Raw genomic sequence first — 18,504 nt, 5'->3', positions numbered from 1 at the left:
AAGAAACTTTTGAATTGTATCCTGGAACCGTCTATTATAGTCATGCTACATTAAAACTCAAAATAAACTTTACTAACAATTATTCAAACAAATATAGATACTTTTCATAACCTTCCTTCTCCAAATCATCCTTAGCAATAAATCGCAGTGCAGCAGAGTTTATACAATATCTAAGACCAGTAGGCTTTGGACCATCATCAAATACATGGCCTAAATGGGAATCACCATATTTACTTCTAACCTCTGTTCTTACAGAGAATAAGCTTTTGTCTATCTTCTCAACAATATTTTCTGATGCAAGAGGTTCATAGAAGCTAGGCCAACCTGTTCCGGAATCGTATTTATGAGTTGAGCTAAATAGAGGCTCACCTGACACTATATCCACATATATCCCCTCTGCTTTACTATCCCAGTATTCATTATCAAAAGGTGGTTCAGTACCATTTTCCTGTGTTATCTTATATTGAATTTTGGTTAGAATTTTTTTTAATTCTTCTGGAGATGGCTTAGTATATTCTATTGTCGATAGTTTTGATAGTTTAGTTCTATTTTCTTCGTCGTTCCATATTTTTTCTAAATACTGATCTCTACCAGAGTTTGATCTATAGAACTTATATTTGAACTTGCTCTTTTTATAGTAATCCTGATGATATTCTTCTGCAGGGTAGAAGATAGAGGCTTTAATAACTGGAGTTACGATAGGTTTTTCGAAAATTTCTAAGGCATCAAGATCCTTAATGTAATCCTCGGCTAAGGATTTTTGATCTTCATTATGAAAAAATATGGCTGTTGTATATTGCTGTCCTCTATCAACAAATTGACCACCGGAATCTGTTGGGTTTATTTGCATAAAGAATACCTCTAGAAGCTTTTGGTAGCTGAGCTTACTTGGATCATAGGTTATTTGTATAGACTCTATATGACCCGTAGTTCCCTTTGAAACCTCTTTATAGGTGGGATTCTCTTTGTGTCCACCGGTATATCCAGACACTACACTAATAACTCCATCAAGTTTTTCAAAGGGTTCTTCCATACACCAAAAGCACCCACCGGAAAAAGTAGCTAAGGAATAGTTTTTACTTTGATTTTCTTCTAACATCTCCGAATAGACTATTGGTTCACCAGTATTGTTATGATTGGACTTAAGTACAGAACCATATATAAACAAAACCAGTGATATAGATATTAGAATCCATATACCTTTTTTTAATCTCATAGGGCAATCCTCCTTTTGCATTATATATACCCTAAGGAGAACTATATAAATAAAAAAACTCTACCAAAATAGTGTGTATTTTAAATACATAAAATTTCTATTTGATGTACACATTATTTACACATCCATAAGGTATAATGAAGCCATAAGATAAGAGTGATATAAATAATATAATTATGAGGAGGAATAAAAATGAAAGATAAAAAATTATCTTATATATGGATAATACCTATTGCACTAATATTTCCTATGATACAAAATATCATATTTTTTATAAGGTTTGCCAATTTACCAGCAGAATTATTCTTACAAAGTCTTATATTTGCTCCAATGGGTCTGATATCAGGAGCTTTATTGATATACCTTTTAAGAAAAGATATAGATGGTAAACGTAAAAAGGGAATAATTATTGGATATCTTATCTCTGTTCCAATAGCGCTATTGGTATCAATTGTTAGTGGACTTATAGTTCCTCCAATTGTTGCCACATCAGTAGTTGGTACTATTCCGCTTTTAATAGGAACAACCTTAGGATATGGTGTTACTGAGAATAGCAAGTTGACCTTGATTGTACTCTCTATTATATGGGGAATTGTATTTTATCCTTCTGTGATGATGGGATATTTTTCTCCATGGAATATGGAAGGAGCTCCAGCTTCTATAGGGTTAATAAAGCTAGCAGCCCAAACACTACCAATAGTGATAGGAGCTTCACTAATAGGGTCTTGGGTAGTATATTTTAAGCAAAAGTATCGAATTGCTAAAATTATAATTGGTCTACCCTTGATAAACATTTTATTATTATATATATTAGGACTAACTTCGTAAACTTAAGAAGAAGGGTGTCTCAGAATGACAAATTTCTCTGTTTGGTGAAATTTCATTTATTCTGAAACACCCTATTTCTACTTTTCATAAAGTCAAATCCATGAGGTGATAGCTTAGTGAACAAAAATATATTATTAGTAGAAGATGATAATCAAATCAGAAAGATTATGAGAGATTATTTTAAGGCCAATGAATTTAAAGTTTATGAGGCTCGAGATGGAATGGAAGCCGTTGATGTTTTTGATTTATATGAGATAAATCTAATAGTTTTAGACATTATGCTTCCAAAGATGGACGGCTGGTCGGTTTGTAATAGAATTAGAGAAAAATCCAATGTTCCCATTATTATGCTAACAGCTAGAAGTGATGAGGAAGATCAACTCATGGGATTCAACCTTGGAGCCGATGAATATGTAACAAAACCCTTTAGCTATAAGGTTTTAGTTGCTAGAGCCAAGGCATTACTTAGTCGAGTTGACAATAAAGACTCAAGCGGTGAAGATGTGATAAGTGTCCGGGGGATTGAAATAGATCAATTAGCCCATAATGTGAAAATCTATGATAAATATATCGACTTATCTCCCAAAGAATACTCACTGTTGTTGTATCTAATAAAGAATAAGGGCATAGTCCTTGAAAGAGATAAGATACTAGACCATGTTTGGGGATATGATTATGTAGGTGATAGTAGAGCAGTGGATACATACATAAAGAAGCTTAGGAAAAAACTCATGGATAAAGCCCAATATATCAAAACTATGACAGGGGTAGGATACAAATTTGAGGTGGAGAAATGAAAACCAATAGCATAGTTTTTAAGCTATTCATCGGGACTATTTTGCTATGCATACTTTTTCTGAATATAGCTATGGTTTTACAAACATCATTATTTGATAAATTCTACTTTTATAGAAGGAACAATGAAATGAGAAGGAGCATAGAACATATTCAAGAAGTGTATAGTAAAGAGAAATTGGAGATTAAGTCATACATAGATAATATAGAGCAAGAAGAAAGCTATATTATAGCTATACTCGATGAAGATGGAAAAGAAGTTTTAGAGAACACAATAGCTAAGGAGAACAAATCTATATATGAAGATGCTAAGGAATGTTTTTTAGAAAACTATGATATTAAAGATATCACCCAAATAAGCAAATACGATCATTGGGATGATATATTAGGTACAAGGGTAGTAATATTTTTAGCACCGATACTGAAGCATAATGGGAATAGAGAGTTCATATTTGTTATGGATGAAGTAAGGCTTCCTAAAGATATTAGGAATACTGTTCAATATTTTTTCTTACTTATATTTTTTATAATAATAATTGCCATATTTATTTTCTCCTATCTCTACTCTAGAATAATTTCAAAACCTTTAATAGAAATGGATAAGGTAGCTAAGAAGATGGCGGCTTTAGATTTTTCACAAAGTCTAAAAGAAGACAGTGATGATGAAATCGGAAGCTTAGCAAGAAGCTTAAATACATTATCAACAAATCTTGAGGATAGTCTTGAAAAGCTGAGATTAAATAATCAAAGACTTAAGGAATTTACGGCAAATGCATCCCATGAATTAAAGACTCCGTTGGCTATTATTGGTGGATATATTGAAGGAATTAAGGATGGAATTTACAGTGAAGAAAGGGACGAATATTTAGATTTAATACAGATTGAAATAAGTAAGATGAATAAGTTAGTGGTGGATATGCTAGAAATATTTAAAACGGAGAGTGAAGGCTTTTCATTCAATAAGGAAAAGTTTAATATACATAAGTTAACCTTAGATATCATTACAAGGTTTGAAACCAGTATTGATAAGAAGAATATTGACTTTAAAAAAGAGTTTGATGAAAAAGAAATACTGGTTGATGCAGATAAAAAGAAGATTGAGGTAGTTGTTGAAAATCTATTGAGCAATGCAGTAAGATATACAGAGGAAAATGGGAGAATAAATGTAAAAATAAAACTAGATAGTGATAGGGTATTTATAGCTGTAGAAAATACTAGTCAACATATGAGTAAAGAGCAAATGGGAAAAATATGGGATAGATTTTATAGACTAGACAAGTCAAGGAGTAAGGAAACGGGAGGTACGGGATTGGGATTATCAATCGTACGTAATATTTTGAAATCCCATGATAGTGAATTTGGTGTTCGTAATACTCCTATAGGTATAGAGTTTTATTTTATTTTGAATGGGTATAATACAATAGATATATAAATATTACTGACACATCTGATTTACTAAGGAAAGGAGTATTAGAAATGAAAAAAGTTCTTAGTATATTATTAGTATCCTTGCTAATTTTTATATCGGCTTGCAGCAATAATGCTAAGCCTCAATCAGAAAGTACTGCAAAAGAGATTAGTAGAGTAGAGGTATATGCTAGTATTTACCCAATGTATTATTTGGCAAAGGAAATTGGTAAAGATAAGATTGATCTAGAGCTAATGGTTCCACCAGGAGCAGAACCCCATGATTGGGAACCAACAGCAAAGCTTATGGCTAAAATGGAGAAGGCAGACATTTTTATTTATAATGGAGTACAGATGGAGATGTGGGCTGATAGGGTGATTGGAGCTTTAAGTAATAAGGAACTGATTGTTGTAGAAGCATCTGAGGGAATAGATTTATTAAAGCTTGAAGAGCACTCAGGTGAGCATGAAGAGAATGGCGAAGAACATAAAGACGAGCATGAAGACGAAAAACATGAGGGAGAAGAGCACGAAGATGATCATGGGCATGGAGAATATGATCCACATGTATGGCTAGATCCTATTAGAGCAATAGAACAAGCTAAAAATATAAAAGATGCTCTTGTAAAAGCAGATGGAGAGAACAGAGAATTTTATGAAGCAAATTTTAATCAGTTGAGCGATAAACTTAAAGGATTAGATGACAGAATTAGGGATGAATTAAAGGATAGAAAGATGGATGAGATTGTAGTAGCCCACGCGGCATTTGGATATCTTGCTGATAGATATGGATTAAAGCAGGTGGCTATTTCAGGATTAACACCACAGGAAGAGCCTAGCGCCTTCAAGATGGCAGAAATAACTGAACTAGTTAAAGAGCATGGAGTAAAGTATATATTTTATGAATCATTAACTAGTCCAAAGCTTTCTCAGGTGTTAGCTAAGGAGACAGGAGCACAGACTGCGGTGCTCAATCCAATTGGAGGATTGCCTAAGGAAGATATTGAGGCTGGTAAGGATTATATATCTATAATGGAAGAAAACTTAGAAAGCCTTAAAAAAGCTCTATATTAAGATCGCTAAAAGCTCAAATTCCAATAAGGAATTTGAGCTTTTCTAATGAATATCTAGTTAAAATTGTTATAATAAATATGGAGTATGAGGAGAATACATTAGGACGAGAGGAGACAAGGACGGCTATGATTAAAGAATTTGAAGGCATAATCCCTAAACTTGATGGTAAGGTATTTATTGCTGATGGTGCAAAGGTAATTGGTGATGTTACTATAAAGGAATTTGGAAGCCTTTGGTTTAACACAGTTGCTAGAGGCGATGTGAATCGTATTGAGATAGGACGATATTCTAATATTCAGGACAATAGTGTTGTACATGTAGCTGATGATTGTCCGACTATCATAGGTGACTTTGTTACAGTAGGGCACAATGCTGTTATACATGGATGTACTATAGAGGATCATTGTCTTATTGGTATGAGTGCTACTATACTAAATGGAGCAGTTATTGGCAAGGGAAGTATTATTGCAGCAGGAGCCTTAGTAAAAGAAAAACAGATTATTCCGCCATATTCCCTTGTGGTTGGTGTACCTGGTAAGGTTGTTAAAACCCTAAGCGAAAATATAGATAAGATTCATGCTCAAGCTGTAAAGTATAAAACCCTATGGACGAAACGTTACAAAATAATGCCCGATGCAGGTGGAGAAATATACAATGGAGAAAAAATTGTGTAAGTTATATCACAACGACTAGAACCGTGAAGTAGGTTCGATTTAATAATACTAATAGACTCGAAATTTAGTAAATTACTAGATTTTGAGTCTTTCTATTTTACTAGAACTTAAAAGATAAAATACTTCTTTGGCTATTTGGATATTAATGGCTCCTTTATTATGGTTGTATTTGACCTAAAGAAAGAATATAATATCAATATCCCTGGGGTGGGGATATCGATATTTATGAGGAAATACACTTTCTAATAAAAATTAAAACTTAAACTAAGTATGAGATTACAAAGCTAATCATGTATGGAGGTATGAAATATGGCAAAAATTCTTTTGGTTGAGGATGATAAATCACTTGCAATAGGTATAATGTATACATTTAAGGATGAGGGGTTTGAGTGTTTGCATGCACCAACAGCTAAAGAGGCTCGAGAACTTTTCGATAGCAGTTTTGACATTGTTGTTATGGATGTAGAATTGCCAGATGGTAACGGGTATGAACTTTGTAGAGAGATTCGTAATAAATCCGATGTTCCAATTATTTTCCTCACTTCCTATGATGACGAAGTAAATATTGTCATGGGTTTAGACATTGGTGGTGACGACTATGTAACTAAGCCATTTCAGCTTAAAGTATTAATGTCTAGAATAAAGGCGAATATTCGTCGTAGAAACCCAGCTAGAGGCAACATTGTTAGGGCTGGAGATTTGCAGGTAAATATAGAATTATGTACTGCATATGTAGAGGGGGTAAAGCTTGAGCTTACTGCAACTGAAATGAGATTGCTAACCTTCTTTATTACTAATGTGAATAAAACACTTACAAGAAGTGTGATTTTAGATAGAATTTGGGATAATCGAGGGAAGTATATTGATGACAATACAGTTTCAGTGCATATAAGGCATATTCGTGAAAAACTGCGCAGTTTAAACTCAGAAGCTTCAATTGTGACGATTCGAGGAATAGGCTACAGAATGGAGATATAAAAGTATGAATATCTTTTCAAATAAAATAGTAAAGAAAAGTGCTTTACATTTAGTAATAGTTTTTGTTTTTTTAATAATACTGGGAAGTATCAGTAGTTTTATTTTCAGTGTTATTACAATTCGAGAATTAGTAGAATATGATATGTCCTTGGTAGGCGCAATGCATCAGAATAAGGATATAGGTGAGCTATCAATTATAACTGGAGAGATAAATAAAGAAGACCATCAAACAGGGAAAGATATCCTATCAGAGTATAGCTACGGAACCAATATGTCTTCAATCTTTGCCCATTATAAGATGATTTTTTTTAGAAATACTTCTATTGTGATTATTGTTATTTCTATTTTTTTTGTATCTGCAGTTATGATATTGAGTAATTCACTCAATAGGGTTTTCAAAGAAATTAGGCAAATCAGTTCTAAGATGCAGGTGGGTGACTTAACAGATATGAATGTATTCTCTGATATTAATGATGGTGAAATCGCAATTTTAAAAAGTACAATAAATTCATTAGCAAAGAGATCTGGATATCAAGTCGAAGCTCTAAATAAAGATAAAAAGCTGCTTAACAAAATGCTTACAGATATATCCCATCAACTCAAAACACCACTCTCTGCAATTAGAATGTACAACGAAATTATGCTTAATAAATCAGAAATAGAGCCCAAAGTGAGAACTGAGTTTTTGAACCAAAGTAAAGAGCAGATAGATCGAATTGACTGGCTAGTACAGGGACTGTTGAAGATGGCAAGGATTGAGGCAAATTCCATTGAAATGATTAAAAAGCCATATTATTTAGCTGACACAATTGATACGGCTATTGCTCCATTTTATGCTATTGCAAAGAAGAAAAGCATAAAACTTATTGTGGAAGCTACTGGGGAAATAATCTTAGTACATGACTGTCAATGGGTAGCAGAAGCCTTTGGGAATATTATAAAAAATGCCATAGAACATACTAAAGAAGGTGGAATTATAAAAGTCATTTCCGATGAAACTCCAATGACTGTAGAAGTTAGAATTCAAGATAATGGCGAGGGAATAAGAAAAAAGGATTTAGCCCATATTTTCAAGCGCTTTTTCCAAGTAGAGGGACAAAAGACAGGAAGTGTAGGAATAGGGCTGGAATTAGCTAGGGAAATTTTAGTGAAAAATGATGCAGATATATATGTAAATAGCGAGGTTGGCATAGGTACTGAATTTGTTATAACCTTTCTTAAGAAATCTTAAGATTATATTCACTGAAAATACAGATAGGTATTAGATAATTATTAACATAATATCTAAGGAGGAACAAAGATGAGCTTTATTGAAACCCAGGACCTATGCAAAATTTATGGTAAAGATGAAACGGAAGTAGATGCACTAAAGAATGTAAGTATAAAAATAGATAAAGGCGAATTTGTAGCTATAACTGGACCTTCTGGAAGTGGGAAGTCAACCCTATTGCATATGCTAGGTGCTGTGGATAAACCTACAAGTGGAAAAGTTATTATAGATGGAATAGACGTTTTTAACGCCAAGGAAAGGGAGTTGGCCATATTTCGTAGGCGAAAAATAGGATTCGTATTTCAGTTTTATAATTTGATACCTGTCCTAAATGCCGAAGAAAACATAACTATACCCATAAAGCTTGATGGTAGAGATGTAGAGAAAGAATATTTAGAAGAGATAATTGAAACCCTTGGATTAGGTGATAGAAGAAAGCACTTTCCAAATCAACTTTCTGGAGGTCAGCAGCAGCGTATTGCAATTGGACGAGCACTTATAAATAGGCCTGCTATAATTCTAGCTGATGAACCAACTGGCAGTCTTGATACTAAAAATTCAAGAGAAATCATATCCCTTTTAAAGCTTGCAGTCAAAAAATATGGACAAACATTGATTTTAATTACCCATGATCCATCAATTGCAGCTCAAGCGGACCGAACCATATTCATGGAGGATGGAAAAGTAAGGGGTGATGACAGGTGAATACTTCACTAAACCTTGCTCTTAGGTATTTAAAATCTCAGAAAAGGCGAAATTTATTAACGGTTTTTAGTGTAGTAATGGCAGTAGCCCTATTTGCCTCAACAGGGATACTAATAACAAGTTTTCAGAACATGGTTAAGGAAACACATATACAAACAAGAGGCGACTGGCATTATAAAATATATACGCCTGCTGAAAGTAATGAGAAGATTTCTTTAGAATCAGCTTTAAAAGTTCCAGATAACATGCTTGTAGAAGAAGCTGGAGTTGCAGCAGAGGATAATTACTTAAAGATAGGATTAATAGAAGGAAAGAATGAAAATGAAGCGACTTCAAACGACTATAATTTTTATAACCTAAAAGAGTATGATAGTGCAGTACTTTCCATGTTTCCATACGCAAATAGGATTATTGAAGGCAGAATGCCAGAGAATGAAAATGAATTAATTATATCTAACGGTTCCGCATCATTTTGGAAGGGCAGCAAGCCCCTAGGAAGTGAAGTTACCTTTGATATAGGAACAGGGCTAGAATATGTAGATGATGAGTACACTAATTTTGAGTTCAACAAAACAGGAACAAGAACCTTTAAAATCGTGGGAATATATGAACGATTTAGATTTAGTAGGATGTTTAATATATCGGAAGCTCTTACGATTAATCCATCAGGGGATCATGCCTTTAGTACCTATGTTAAGGTAAAGTCTGTACTGAACTACAAGAAGAGTATAGATCAAGTTATGAAGGATTTAAAATTCAATACCTATGCCTATTATGATTCTAACGATGGCTTTTTAAGATGGATAGGTCAGGGAAATGATAAGATACGATTTATGTTTTTAGTCGTATTTGCTATTTTGTGTGCAATTATTCTAGTTGCAATGACAATGGTAATTAAAAATTCCTTTGCTTTATCCTATTCAGAAAAAATTACTCAATTAGGTATTTTACGCTGTATTGGTGCAACAAAGAAGCAGATTAGAAATATTGTTTTGGCAGAAGGAATTGTTATTTGGGCTATAGCTCAGCCCCTTGGTATATTAGTAGCACTTCTATCAATGCGTTTAGTTATTTTAGTTGTAAGCGGTATTGAACTTGATATGTTAAATAACCTTAGATGGGTTACATCCTATTGGCCAATTGGAGCTGCTATGTTTTCAAGTTTAATAACAATACTTATTTCAGCATGGTTACCAGCAAAAAAAGCAAGCAAGATATCTCCTGTCGAAGCCGTAAGAGGCAATATGATAGTTGATGGTAATAATAACAGGATTGGTATAATTAGCAAAATAAGTGAGCCAATATTTGGATTTTCTTGGTCTCTAGCATCTAGAAACATAAAAAGACACAAAAGCCGTTATAGAGCAACAGTAATATCAGTAATAGTAAGTGTAGTACTATTTATATCGGTGGTAGGATTATCGATGGGTCTAAACTATTCCCTGCAAAATTATGGTGGAGGAAATAGTGCTGAGTTTTTCTTGAACTCGAATCACCACTTCCCTAAAACTGAAAAAAACTATTTGGATATTGTAAGGGTGTTAGATCAATATGATGAAATTGAATACACTCAATCGGTATATCCATTAAGATTTATGATAAATGTACCTAAAAATAGAGTTCCTAATGACTACGAAGAAACATTTAGAAAGTACTACTCCATAGATACGCCATATGTGTACGATGATAAATACATGAAATTAGGAAATAACCTAAAGGAGATTGATATTATTCCTGTTAGTAGAAAAAATTATGAAACTTTGAGATTTAAAGGATCTACACCTGATTATGATTATTTGATTAAGAGCAAAGAAGTATTGTTTAGTCAGACTGAAACATTTCGAAAGAATGGTAGTATGAGTGTTATAGAGTTTAGTGATTTCAAAACAGGTGATGAACTTTCCATTGGACGAGTTTATAATGATGAATTGACTGAACTCAAAAAAGTTAGAGTTGCTGGGGAGCTAAGTGAGCCTCCTTGGTATGTAAAACGTCGTAGCCAGGGATATATTGTTGTACCAGAAGAAAATATCTCAATGTATTTATCACCTGCTGAAGATATTGAAAATAGTTTATACACAAAGGGAAATGTTGCAATTAAAGCAAAGAAAAATACACCTGAAGGATTAAGTAAAAAGCTAGAAAAGGCTACTAAAAGTTCCTTCGGAGCATATAATGGATTTCTGCTAAATAGTCCATATGAAAAAAGCAAAAAACTTAAAGATATAATATTAGTTATGAACATCTTTATATATGGGTTTATAACAGTTATTGTAATAATTTGCAGCCTGAATATATTTAACACTATTGCAACAAACCTTTCTAATAGAAAGCGTGAAGTAGCTATGTTAAGGGCTGTTGGTATGAGTATCCAACAATTGTGGAAAAATTTATTTCTTGAATGCCTTATATATGCTATTAAGGGAACTATATATGGCGGCATAACAGGTCTAGCTTTTCAATATTTAATAATAAATATAATGAATAGATTTTTAGCTATCGATTATCAAAGCCCACTAATATACTTATTATTATCATTAGTATTTTCAACTATTATTGCAGTAATAGCAGGAACGTTGCCTATAAATAGAATGTTAAAATCAAACTTAGCCGATGCCCTTAGAGAAGCAGATTAAGTAAAGCGATATTTATTTGAAACTAGGTACTTTCACGAAGGATAAATAAAGGAGAAGAACTAATGTGAAACTTGAAGAATTAATAAAACAACTAAATAATGTTGAAGTAAAGGGAAGTATTGATATATTGGTAAAGGGTATAGCTTATAACTCAAATTGTGTAAAGGAAGATTATATTTTCGTAGCAATAGAAGGGTTAAAGTTAGACGGTCACCGGTATATTGATGACGCTATTTCAAAAGGTGCAAAGGTAATTATAGTAAGCAAAGACATCGAGGCCTTACCAGATGCTACAATCATTAGAGTAAAAGATACAAGAAAGACATTGAGTTGTCTGGCAGCCTACTTTTATGGAAACCCATCAGAAAAAATAAAGTTAATTGGCGTAACCGGGACAAATGGAAAAACAACAACGGCCCATTTTCTAAAATCAATTTTGGATACACCGGATAGAGAAGTTGGGTTAATAGGAACTCTAGGAACAATAATCAAAGGAAAATGTTTTTGCTCTACCCATACAACGCCGGAATCTCTAGAGCTACAACGAATATTTAAATTGATGATTGATGAAAATGTTGAGACTTGTATTGTGGAGGTTTCATCTCATTCCATACAGTTAGATCGGATAAGGGATTGCGATTTCGATATAGGAATATTCACGAACTTAACACATGAACACTTAGATTTCCACAAGGATATGGAGAACTATTACAATGTTAAAAAACAATTATTCCTTAAGGCAAACAGCTTGAACATTATAAATATAGATGATAGATTTGGCAAAAGACTGACTGGTGAGGTAGTAGATATTGGAACTCCTTTACTGACATATGGGATAGAAGATAGAGCAGACATCTTTGCTACGGAAATTTCTCTCTTTGATTATCATAGCAAATTTTCTCTTAATACTCCCCGAGGAAAAATAGATATTAAGATAAATATCCCAGGAATGTTCAATATATATAATAGCTTAGCAGCTGCAGCATTTGGTTATATTTTAGGCCTGGAGTTGGAATGTATAAAAAAAGGATTAGAATCCCTTAGAAGTATCCCAGGCAGATTTGAAATTGTTCCTACAAACAAGAACTTCAATGTCATCATAGACTATGCCCATACGCCCGACGGATTTCATAAAATCCTAGAAACAATTAGTAAATCTGCCAAAGGAAGAATAGTTATGGTCTTTGGCTGTGTTGGAGAAAGGGATCAGACAAAAAGGAGTAAAATGGGAAATATTGCAGCACAATATTGCGATTTAGCAGTTTTAACAACGGATAACTGTCGATCAGAAAATCCTCAAAAAATTATAAACGAGATCAAAAAAGGACTTAGAGAAACTAATGGAAGATATATAGAAATTTTGAATAGAGAAGAGGCTATCCGATATGCAATTCTAAACAGTAAAGAAAATGATACCATACTAATTACAGGAAAAGGTCATGAAAGGAAGCAAATAATTGGAGAGCATGTTATGTATTTTAATGAAAAGGAAATAATAGCCCGTGCCTTAGAAGAACTCAGCAGGAATTAGTAACTCTAAACCGGATAAATAGAAGAAAAATATAAACTAAAAAATCTGTGTAAACTCTAGGGATGGCTTAAGTAAGCGAATGTAGAGTGTACACAGATTTTTTCTAATATATAGGAAATCTCATAACTTCTAGACTTAGGATCTAACACAGGAGTTTAAATTATTTAGTGAGTCTGTTATATATTTCAGGAATCCATCGTTGAGAATCGATAGGTGGCCTTATATAATCTTTGTCCTTATGCTTAGGCGGTAATTCTATTTTTTCTTGCGTTACTTCCTCATATGGGATCAAACTTAAAAAATGATGAATACAATTTAATCGGGCAAGCTTTTTATTATCTGCATTTATTACGTACCATGGAGACGTTTCAGTATCAGTATATTGAAACATTACATCCTTAGCTCTAGCATATTTACTCCATCTTGTTCTAGATTCTAAATCCATAGGACTAATCTTCCATTGCTTTAGAGGATTTTTTATTCTTTCTTTAAATCTTTTTTCCTGTTCTTCATCGGATACAGATAACCAGTATTTTATTAAAATAATACCTGAGTTTATAAGCATTTTTTCGAATTCAGCACATGACTTCATAAAATACCAATATTCATCATCACTGCAAAAACCCATTACTCTTTCAACTCCAGCTCGATTATACCAGCTTCTATCGAATATCACTATCTCTCCTGCCGATGGAAAATGCTGAACATATCTTTGATAATACCACTGTGATTTTTCCTTTTCCGTTGGAACCCCAAGGGCTACTATCCTATAAAATCTTGGGTTTAAGGGTTCGATTATTCTCTTTATTATTCCACCCTTACCAGCTGCATCGCGACCTTCAAAAACGACTATGACCTTTTTTCCCTGTTCCTTCACCCATGCTTGAAGCTTAACTAATTCGAGATGAAGTTTTTCGAGCTCTTCTTCATAGATTTTCTTCTTAATTTTAGCCAATAAAATCCGCCCCCTATCCTTAGTACTTAACAAGACTCTATATTACATATTCTACCTAAAATAGAGCTTTTTAAACAAATTTCAGAAAAATAACAGCTCTTGTCCTTTTACTGTAAGCAAGCATTTTGATTACTAATAATTCCCTAATGTATCATAGAAAAAAATGTTTGACTATCTTTAGATTGTGAGTTATTATGAGGATAGAAACTGAATATTTGTGGATGAAGATTATTGGAGATATCCAATTTGGATAACCGTAGGAGCAAAAAGCAAACTAAGCTATAGATTTGCTTTGAAACTTTCAGGTTCGATACAATAATCAGACACACCCCTGGAGAGACGCTCAAGTGAGCGCATCGACGAAGCAACTTATGAATATAAGGAAACTTTCAGATAAAAGGACAGGGAGTAAAGTAGCATTTATTTTGTAATGCTATTTTACTCCCTGTCCTTTTTGTATATAAAAATTTAAGGAGGAATAAAACATGGAAATTTTAAAGGGCGTAGCTTTAGTAATGACATTGGTACTATTTGTAGATTTCACACTACAGGTATCAAGAGATAAGGCAAAGAATAAAGAAGCTGCTGAAATTGGTGGATTAATTGAATGGAAGTTATAGTCCAGATCAAGGGGCTGTCTCATAAAAGCAGCCTATGAGTTCAGAAACAAGGGTGTCTCAGAATGATAAATTTCAAATAACATAGAAATTCGCCATTCTGAGGCACTCTTTTTTGTTATAATACATACTTTGTTGATGAGAGGTTAAGGTGCTTGTGAAATGGATATAAGTTAGTAAGCGAAGATAATGAAACTTGTAACAATGACAAAAATAGTGTAAAATTACACTATGGATATAAAAATCCTTTTAAAAAACTTATAAGTGAGGTGAAGGATAATGAAAAAGCGACTCAGCAAATCAAATTATAAATTTCTTTTAAATGAATTGAGGGGACATAAAGATAGGGGCGTTATTACAGAGAGTCAGTTAAATGATATTATGACTTCTTATGAAGAGGATTCAGGTATAAACTTTATAAAGATACTTGTAACTATAGGTGCAGTTCTAATTGGACTTGGGATTTTAAGCTTTATAGCTAGTAATTGGGCCTATATGGGCAAATTCTTAAAGATAGCTATTATAATAGCTACATTGGGAACATCTATATTTACATCCTTTAAACTAGAGATAAACTATCCAAAGACATCAAAGGCCTTATTATATTTAAGTGCTTTAATATACGGTGCAGGTATATTCCTAATGGGACAGATATTTAACTTTGGTGGAGAATTTACACAATCGTTTCTACTATGGACAATAGGTGTACTATCAGTAGGTCTTATACTAAAAGAGAAAATGTTATTCATCTTTTCCCATATACTAGCTTTAATATATATCAATGGAAGCTTTAATCAAAACATAATGATTTATGCAATACTGCTAGTTTCTATTTTCTATATAGGAAATAAGTACTTCAATTTTTCAAAACTAATAACTTTCTTAAATACAGCGGTGGCTCTTAACTCTATCCTATACTTTTTAAATTACTTTGATATAGAAGGTATATATATAGCAATAGTATTTTTTCTAATTGGTCTTGGAATGTACTATATTAAGCATGACTTGAATCTAGATATATTTAAGCTACAAGGAATGATTGTACTAGGAATAAGTGGGTTAGCATTAACCTTTGACAGTCTTTGGGAAGAACTATCCTTTATAGGTATAGGTGACGGGAATTATGTTGCTATTGCCTTTGGTATATTATTAATCATATACCTACTAAGCTTAGTTAGAAAGCGTCTTTTAACACCGTTGTTATTTACTTGTATTTTGATACTAAGATATTATTTTGATACTCTATACGATTTTATGCCAAAATCACTATTCTTTATCATTGGAGGACTAATTCTTTTAGGCTTTGGTCATTACTTTGAAAGAATTAGAAAAAATCGTGGAGGTGACCTAGATGAAAAAACTAATTAGAGGAAGAGGATTTAAATATCTATTATCCTTTTTAATAATGTTTATTCTACTGATTTCCATGTCCATACAACCCTTAGTAACAAATCTACTAGGAGAAGAAATACTCATTAAAACAAAGGCATATGACCCTAGAGACTTGTTCAGAGGTGACTATATAAGACTAAACTATGAGATTAATGAAATAGATATTAGCAAGCTAGATAAAGAAATATTAGATAGAATTGATGGAGCGCCTTCATATATTGACTTAGGGAATAAAAAGCTTTATGTACATTTAACTGAAAAGGATGGGGATTATGAAGTAGACAGAGTAACCCTGGAAGAACCAAAGGAAGGAATATATATAGAAGGCAAATACGAATATAATATTTGGGATTATAGTAAAGAGAGAGAAATAAAGGGAATCAGAGTAGATTATGCTCTAGATAAGTATTTTGTTCCTGAAAATACAGGAAAAGAATTAGAAGAAAAAGTAAGAGCGGGAGAGGCCTATGCGAAGATTAAAGTATACAGAGGATATCCATTGTTAAAGGAAATTATTTTGAAATAGTATAACGAAGCTATTAAAAGAGACTGGGGCTGAACTCATAATATGATTTAATGAGATAGGCCCTAATTCTACTTTATATGAAGTTCTATATTACTTTCAGATTAAGGTGTTAGTGACAACCCTATAATCTAGGTCATATTTGCTTAATTGTAATTTGAGGGCATACACCTGAATTTTGGGATATAATGGATATATAATATTGAAGGAGGTTGGCTTGAAATTTTATATGAAATGATACGGGGGGATTAAGTTGAAAAATTTAGTTATTAAAGTTATCATTAACTTACTTATTTGTACTTTGATCTTTTCAGGGTGCACAAATAATAAAATAACCTCTAACGAGGAGAAAAGAATAGTAGAAGACACCTCTAGCACTAATTCAGATGGTCAAAATGATTTTATTATGGAAGAAAAGGAGCATTTTATTTATTATTTTACATTGCAAGATAAGGATTCCATTACAGAGATAGATAAAACTCTTGAAAATAATTATAAGAAAGTAGTCAATGATCTGAAACCAGATAACTTACCTAAAATTAAAATAAGAATATATCCAGGTCTTAAGACATTCCATAAAGGAATGGGATGGTCTAACTATCCTGACTGGGCTGTGGGAACAGCCTACGGAGTAGATGAGGTTAGAATAGTATCTCCAAACAATCCAGGTCCTGCCCACAGCTATGATGCTATTTTACAAGTCGCAGTACATGAGTTTACTCATGTTGTGACCAATAATATCTCATCATTTGCTTATAAGAATACTTGGCTTTGGGAGAGTATAGCACTATATGAAGCAAACCAATTTAAAAATCCTAAGGAAATTAAAGATTTAAAAACAGACAAGTATCAAAAATTTACAGAGATAAGAGATTCAATTCAAAGGCCAGAAATATATGAAATAGGATATACAATAATTGAATATATAAAATATGAATGGAATATGGAAACTGTGAGAAATCTTATTAAAAATAATGGAAACGTTGAAAAGGTTGTAGGTATCACGCCTAATGAATTAGAAAAAGGTTGGTATGAGTATATATCAAAAAAGTATCTTGAATGATAATTGAGAATATTAAGTTTTTCAGCCATACATCTATAGACTGGGTGGTGTTTAAAATTTTAAAGAAAATTGGATTAGCAATTATTATTGTGATAATGATCTTTATAATTGCTTTTAACATTAATAAATATATGATTTATAATGAATTTAAAGGCCATTTAAAAGGAAAATATCCAGAAAAATCTTTTAAGGTACATTGGGTTAAATACGATATTCTATATGATAAATACTATGCAAAGGTATATTGCAAAAATGACGGCACTGAATTTGGCATTCTTAAATATAAATATAACAACTCCATATCAGAAAAATATCTAGAAATAAAAAACAGGAAAGAAATGAATAATATAATTAACTCATACTTTGAAAAGGAAGAGGTCTTTAAATATATTCGGGATATAAGTGCCGACGCAGAGAAAAGTGAGGCTCTTGATACTGATAAAAATGTAGATTATAACAAAATTATTGAGACTGTATATGTTGAGTATTATGATAATTCTATTAAGAATAATATAGAATTTGCTGAAATATCATATAGAGTAATTCAAATATTAAAAAACAATAATGTGGATTTCCATTCAATAGACTTTGTTCTAGAAATGGATAGTAAGGTTTATGTGTTGCGTTTACAGGAAGAAGAAATTGACAAAGAATCTGAGGATATTTTTAGGCTTATAGAGAGATTAAAGTAGTTAATTCTAACTAGACTTAGTAATTATAAAGGCTTTTAAATAAGCAATTTATTTGATAAAATATGTTATGCTGAATATTAGATCATGAGGAAATGAAATTGTCTTGCTATACAAAATTATGTTGCGAGACATATGTCCTTAAATAATT

General features: G+C 32.5%; 17 protein-coding genes and 1 riboswitch. Of the genes, 15 read left to right on the top strand and 2 right to left on the bottom strand.

Going from position 1 to position 18,504, the window contains the following annotated elements:
* Positions 1–79: 79 nt before the first annotated feature.
* Entirely contained in the window at positions 80–1,099 is a 1,020-nt protein-coding gene (msrB, locus tag R9X47_RS09655) for a peptide-methionine (R)-S-oxide reductase MsrB (RefSeq protein ID WP_432667615.1), read from the bottom strand.
* 309 nt (positions 1,100–1,408) lie between these two features.
* Between msrB and R9X47_RS09650 the strand changes: the two genes are divergently transcribed.
* The 10 genes from R9X47_RS09650 to R9X47_RS09605 all read left to right on the top strand — a co-directional run bounded on the left by R9X47_RS09650 (position 1,409) and on the right by R9X47_RS09605 (position 13,114).
* Positions 1,409–2,044, top strand: a complete 636-nt coding sequence (locus tag R9X47_RS09650) for a hypothetical protein (RefSeq protein WP_432666592.1) — start codon at positions 1,409–1,411, stop codon at positions 2,042–2,044.
* A gap of 116 nt (positions 2,045–2,160) precedes the next feature.
* Positions 2,161–2,841: a response regulator transcription factor gene (locus R9X47_RS09645; protein ID WP_432666591.1), complete on the top strand. Its 681-nt coding sequence runs from the start codon at positions 2,161–2,163 to the stop codon at positions 2,839–2,841.
* A 128-nt stretch (positions 2,842–2,969) separates the two neighbouring features.
* Positions 2,970–4,271: a HAMP domain-containing sensor histidine kinase gene (locus tag R9X47_RS09640; protein WP_432666590.1), complete on the top strand. Its 1,302-nt coding sequence runs from the start codon at positions 2,970–2,972 to the stop codon at positions 4,269–4,271.
* Positions 4,272–4,315: 44 nt separating this feature from the next.
* Positions 4,316–5,320, top strand: a complete 1,005-nt coding sequence (locus R9X47_RS09635; protein ID WP_432666589.1) for a metal ABC transporter substrate-binding protein — start codon at positions 4,316–4,318, stop codon at positions 5,318–5,320.
* Between the two features lie 125 nt (positions 5,321–5,445).
* Positions 5,446–5,994 carry a gamma carbonic anhydrase family protein gene (locus R9X47_RS09630; RefSeq protein ID WP_432666588.1) on the top strand — a complete coding sequence of 183 codons (549 nt, stop codon included), beginning with the start codon at positions 5,446–5,448 and terminating at the stop codon, positions 5,992–5,994.
* A 309-nt stretch (positions 5,995–6,303) separates the two neighbouring features.
* Positions 6,304–6,972 carry a response regulator transcription factor gene (locus R9X47_RS09625; protein WP_432666587.1) on the top strand — a complete coding sequence of 223 codons (669 nt, stop codon included), beginning with the start codon at positions 6,304–6,306 and terminating at the stop codon, positions 6,970–6,972.
* Positions 6,973–6,976: 4 nt separating this feature from the next.
* Positions 6,977–8,203, top strand: coding sequence for a sensor histidine kinase (locus tag R9X47_RS09620; protein ID WP_432666586.1), 1,227 nt, complete (start codon positions 6,977–6,979; stop codon positions 8,201–8,203).
* A gap of 69 nt (positions 8,204–8,272) precedes the next feature.
* Positions 8,273–8,947, top strand: coding sequence for an ABC transporter ATP-binding protein (locus R9X47_RS09615; protein ID WP_432666585.1), 675 nt, complete (start codon positions 8,273–8,275; stop codon positions 8,945–8,947).
* Positions 8,944–11,583, top strand: coding sequence for an ABC transporter permease (locus R9X47_RS09610; protein ID WP_432666584.1), 2,640 nt, complete (start codon positions 8,944–8,946; stop codon positions 11,581–11,583). Before R9X47_RS09615 ends, R9X47_RS09610 begins: the two co-directional genes overlap by 4 nt.
* Before the next feature lie 64 nt (positions 11,584–11,647).
* Positions 11,648–13,114 (top strand): UDP-N-acetylmuramoyl-L-alanyl-D-glutamate--2,6-diaminopimelate ligase, encoded by a 1,467-nt coding sequence (locus R9X47_RS09605; RefSeq protein ID WP_432666583.1) that lies wholly within the window; start codon positions 11,648–11,650, stop codon positions 13,112–13,114.
* 160 nt (positions 13,115–13,274) lie between these two features.
* Here the strand turns inward: R9X47_RS09605 and ppk2 are convergent, their stop codons facing one another.
* Positions 13,275–14,069, bottom strand: a complete 795-nt coding sequence (gene ppk2, locus R9X47_RS09600; RefSeq protein ID WP_432666582.1) for a polyphosphate kinase 2 — start codon at positions 14,067–14,069, stop codon at positions 13,275–13,277.
* Between the two features lie 321 nt (positions 14,070–14,390).
* A riboswitch (glycine riboswitch) is annotated at positions 14,391–14,484 on the top strand.
* Between the two features lie 70 nt (positions 14,485–14,554).
* On the opposite strand from ppk2, the gene R9X47_RS09595 reads away from it, so the two are divergent.
* From R9X47_RS09595 to R9X47_RS09575, 5 genes are all read left to right on the top strand, one after another.
* On the top strand, positions 14,555–14,689 hold the full coding sequence (locus tag R9X47_RS09595) for a hypothetical protein (protein ID WP_432666581.1): 135 nt from the start codon (positions 14,555–14,557) through the stop codon (positions 14,687–14,689).
* Between the two features lie 276 nt (positions 14,690–14,965).
* On the top strand, positions 14,966–16,054 hold the full coding sequence (locus tag R9X47_RS09590; RefSeq protein ID WP_432666580.1) for a DUF2157 domain-containing protein: 1,089 nt from the start codon (positions 14,966–14,968) through the stop codon (positions 16,052–16,054).
* A complete protein-coding gene (locus R9X47_RS09585; protein WP_432666579.1) occupies positions 16,038–16,604 on the top strand; it encodes a GDYXXLXY domain-containing protein in 567 nt (188 codons plus the stop codon). Before R9X47_RS09590 ends, R9X47_RS09585 begins: the two co-directional genes overlap by 17 nt.
* A gap of 250 nt (positions 16,605–16,854) precedes the next feature.
* On the top strand, positions 16,855–17,664 hold the full coding sequence (locus R9X47_RS09580; RefSeq protein ID WP_432666578.1) for a hypothetical protein: 810 nt from the start codon (positions 16,855–16,857) through the stop codon (positions 17,662–17,664).
* Positions 17,661–18,356 (top strand): hypothetical protein, encoded by a 696-nt coding sequence (locus R9X47_RS09575; protein ID WP_432666577.1) that lies wholly within the window; start codon positions 17,661–17,663, stop codon positions 18,354–18,356. The genes R9X47_RS09580 and R9X47_RS09575 overlap by 4 nt, the downstream gene beginning before the upstream one ends.
* Positions 18,357–18,504: the final 148 nt, after the last annotated feature.

The organism is Wukongibacter baidiensis (genome assembly GCF_050888315.1).
Lineage (GTDB): Bacteria > Bacillota > Clostridia > Peptostreptococcales > Caminicellaceae > Wukongibacter > Wukongibacter baidiensis.
This window is presented reverse-complemented; position numbering and strand designations above follow the sequence as displayed.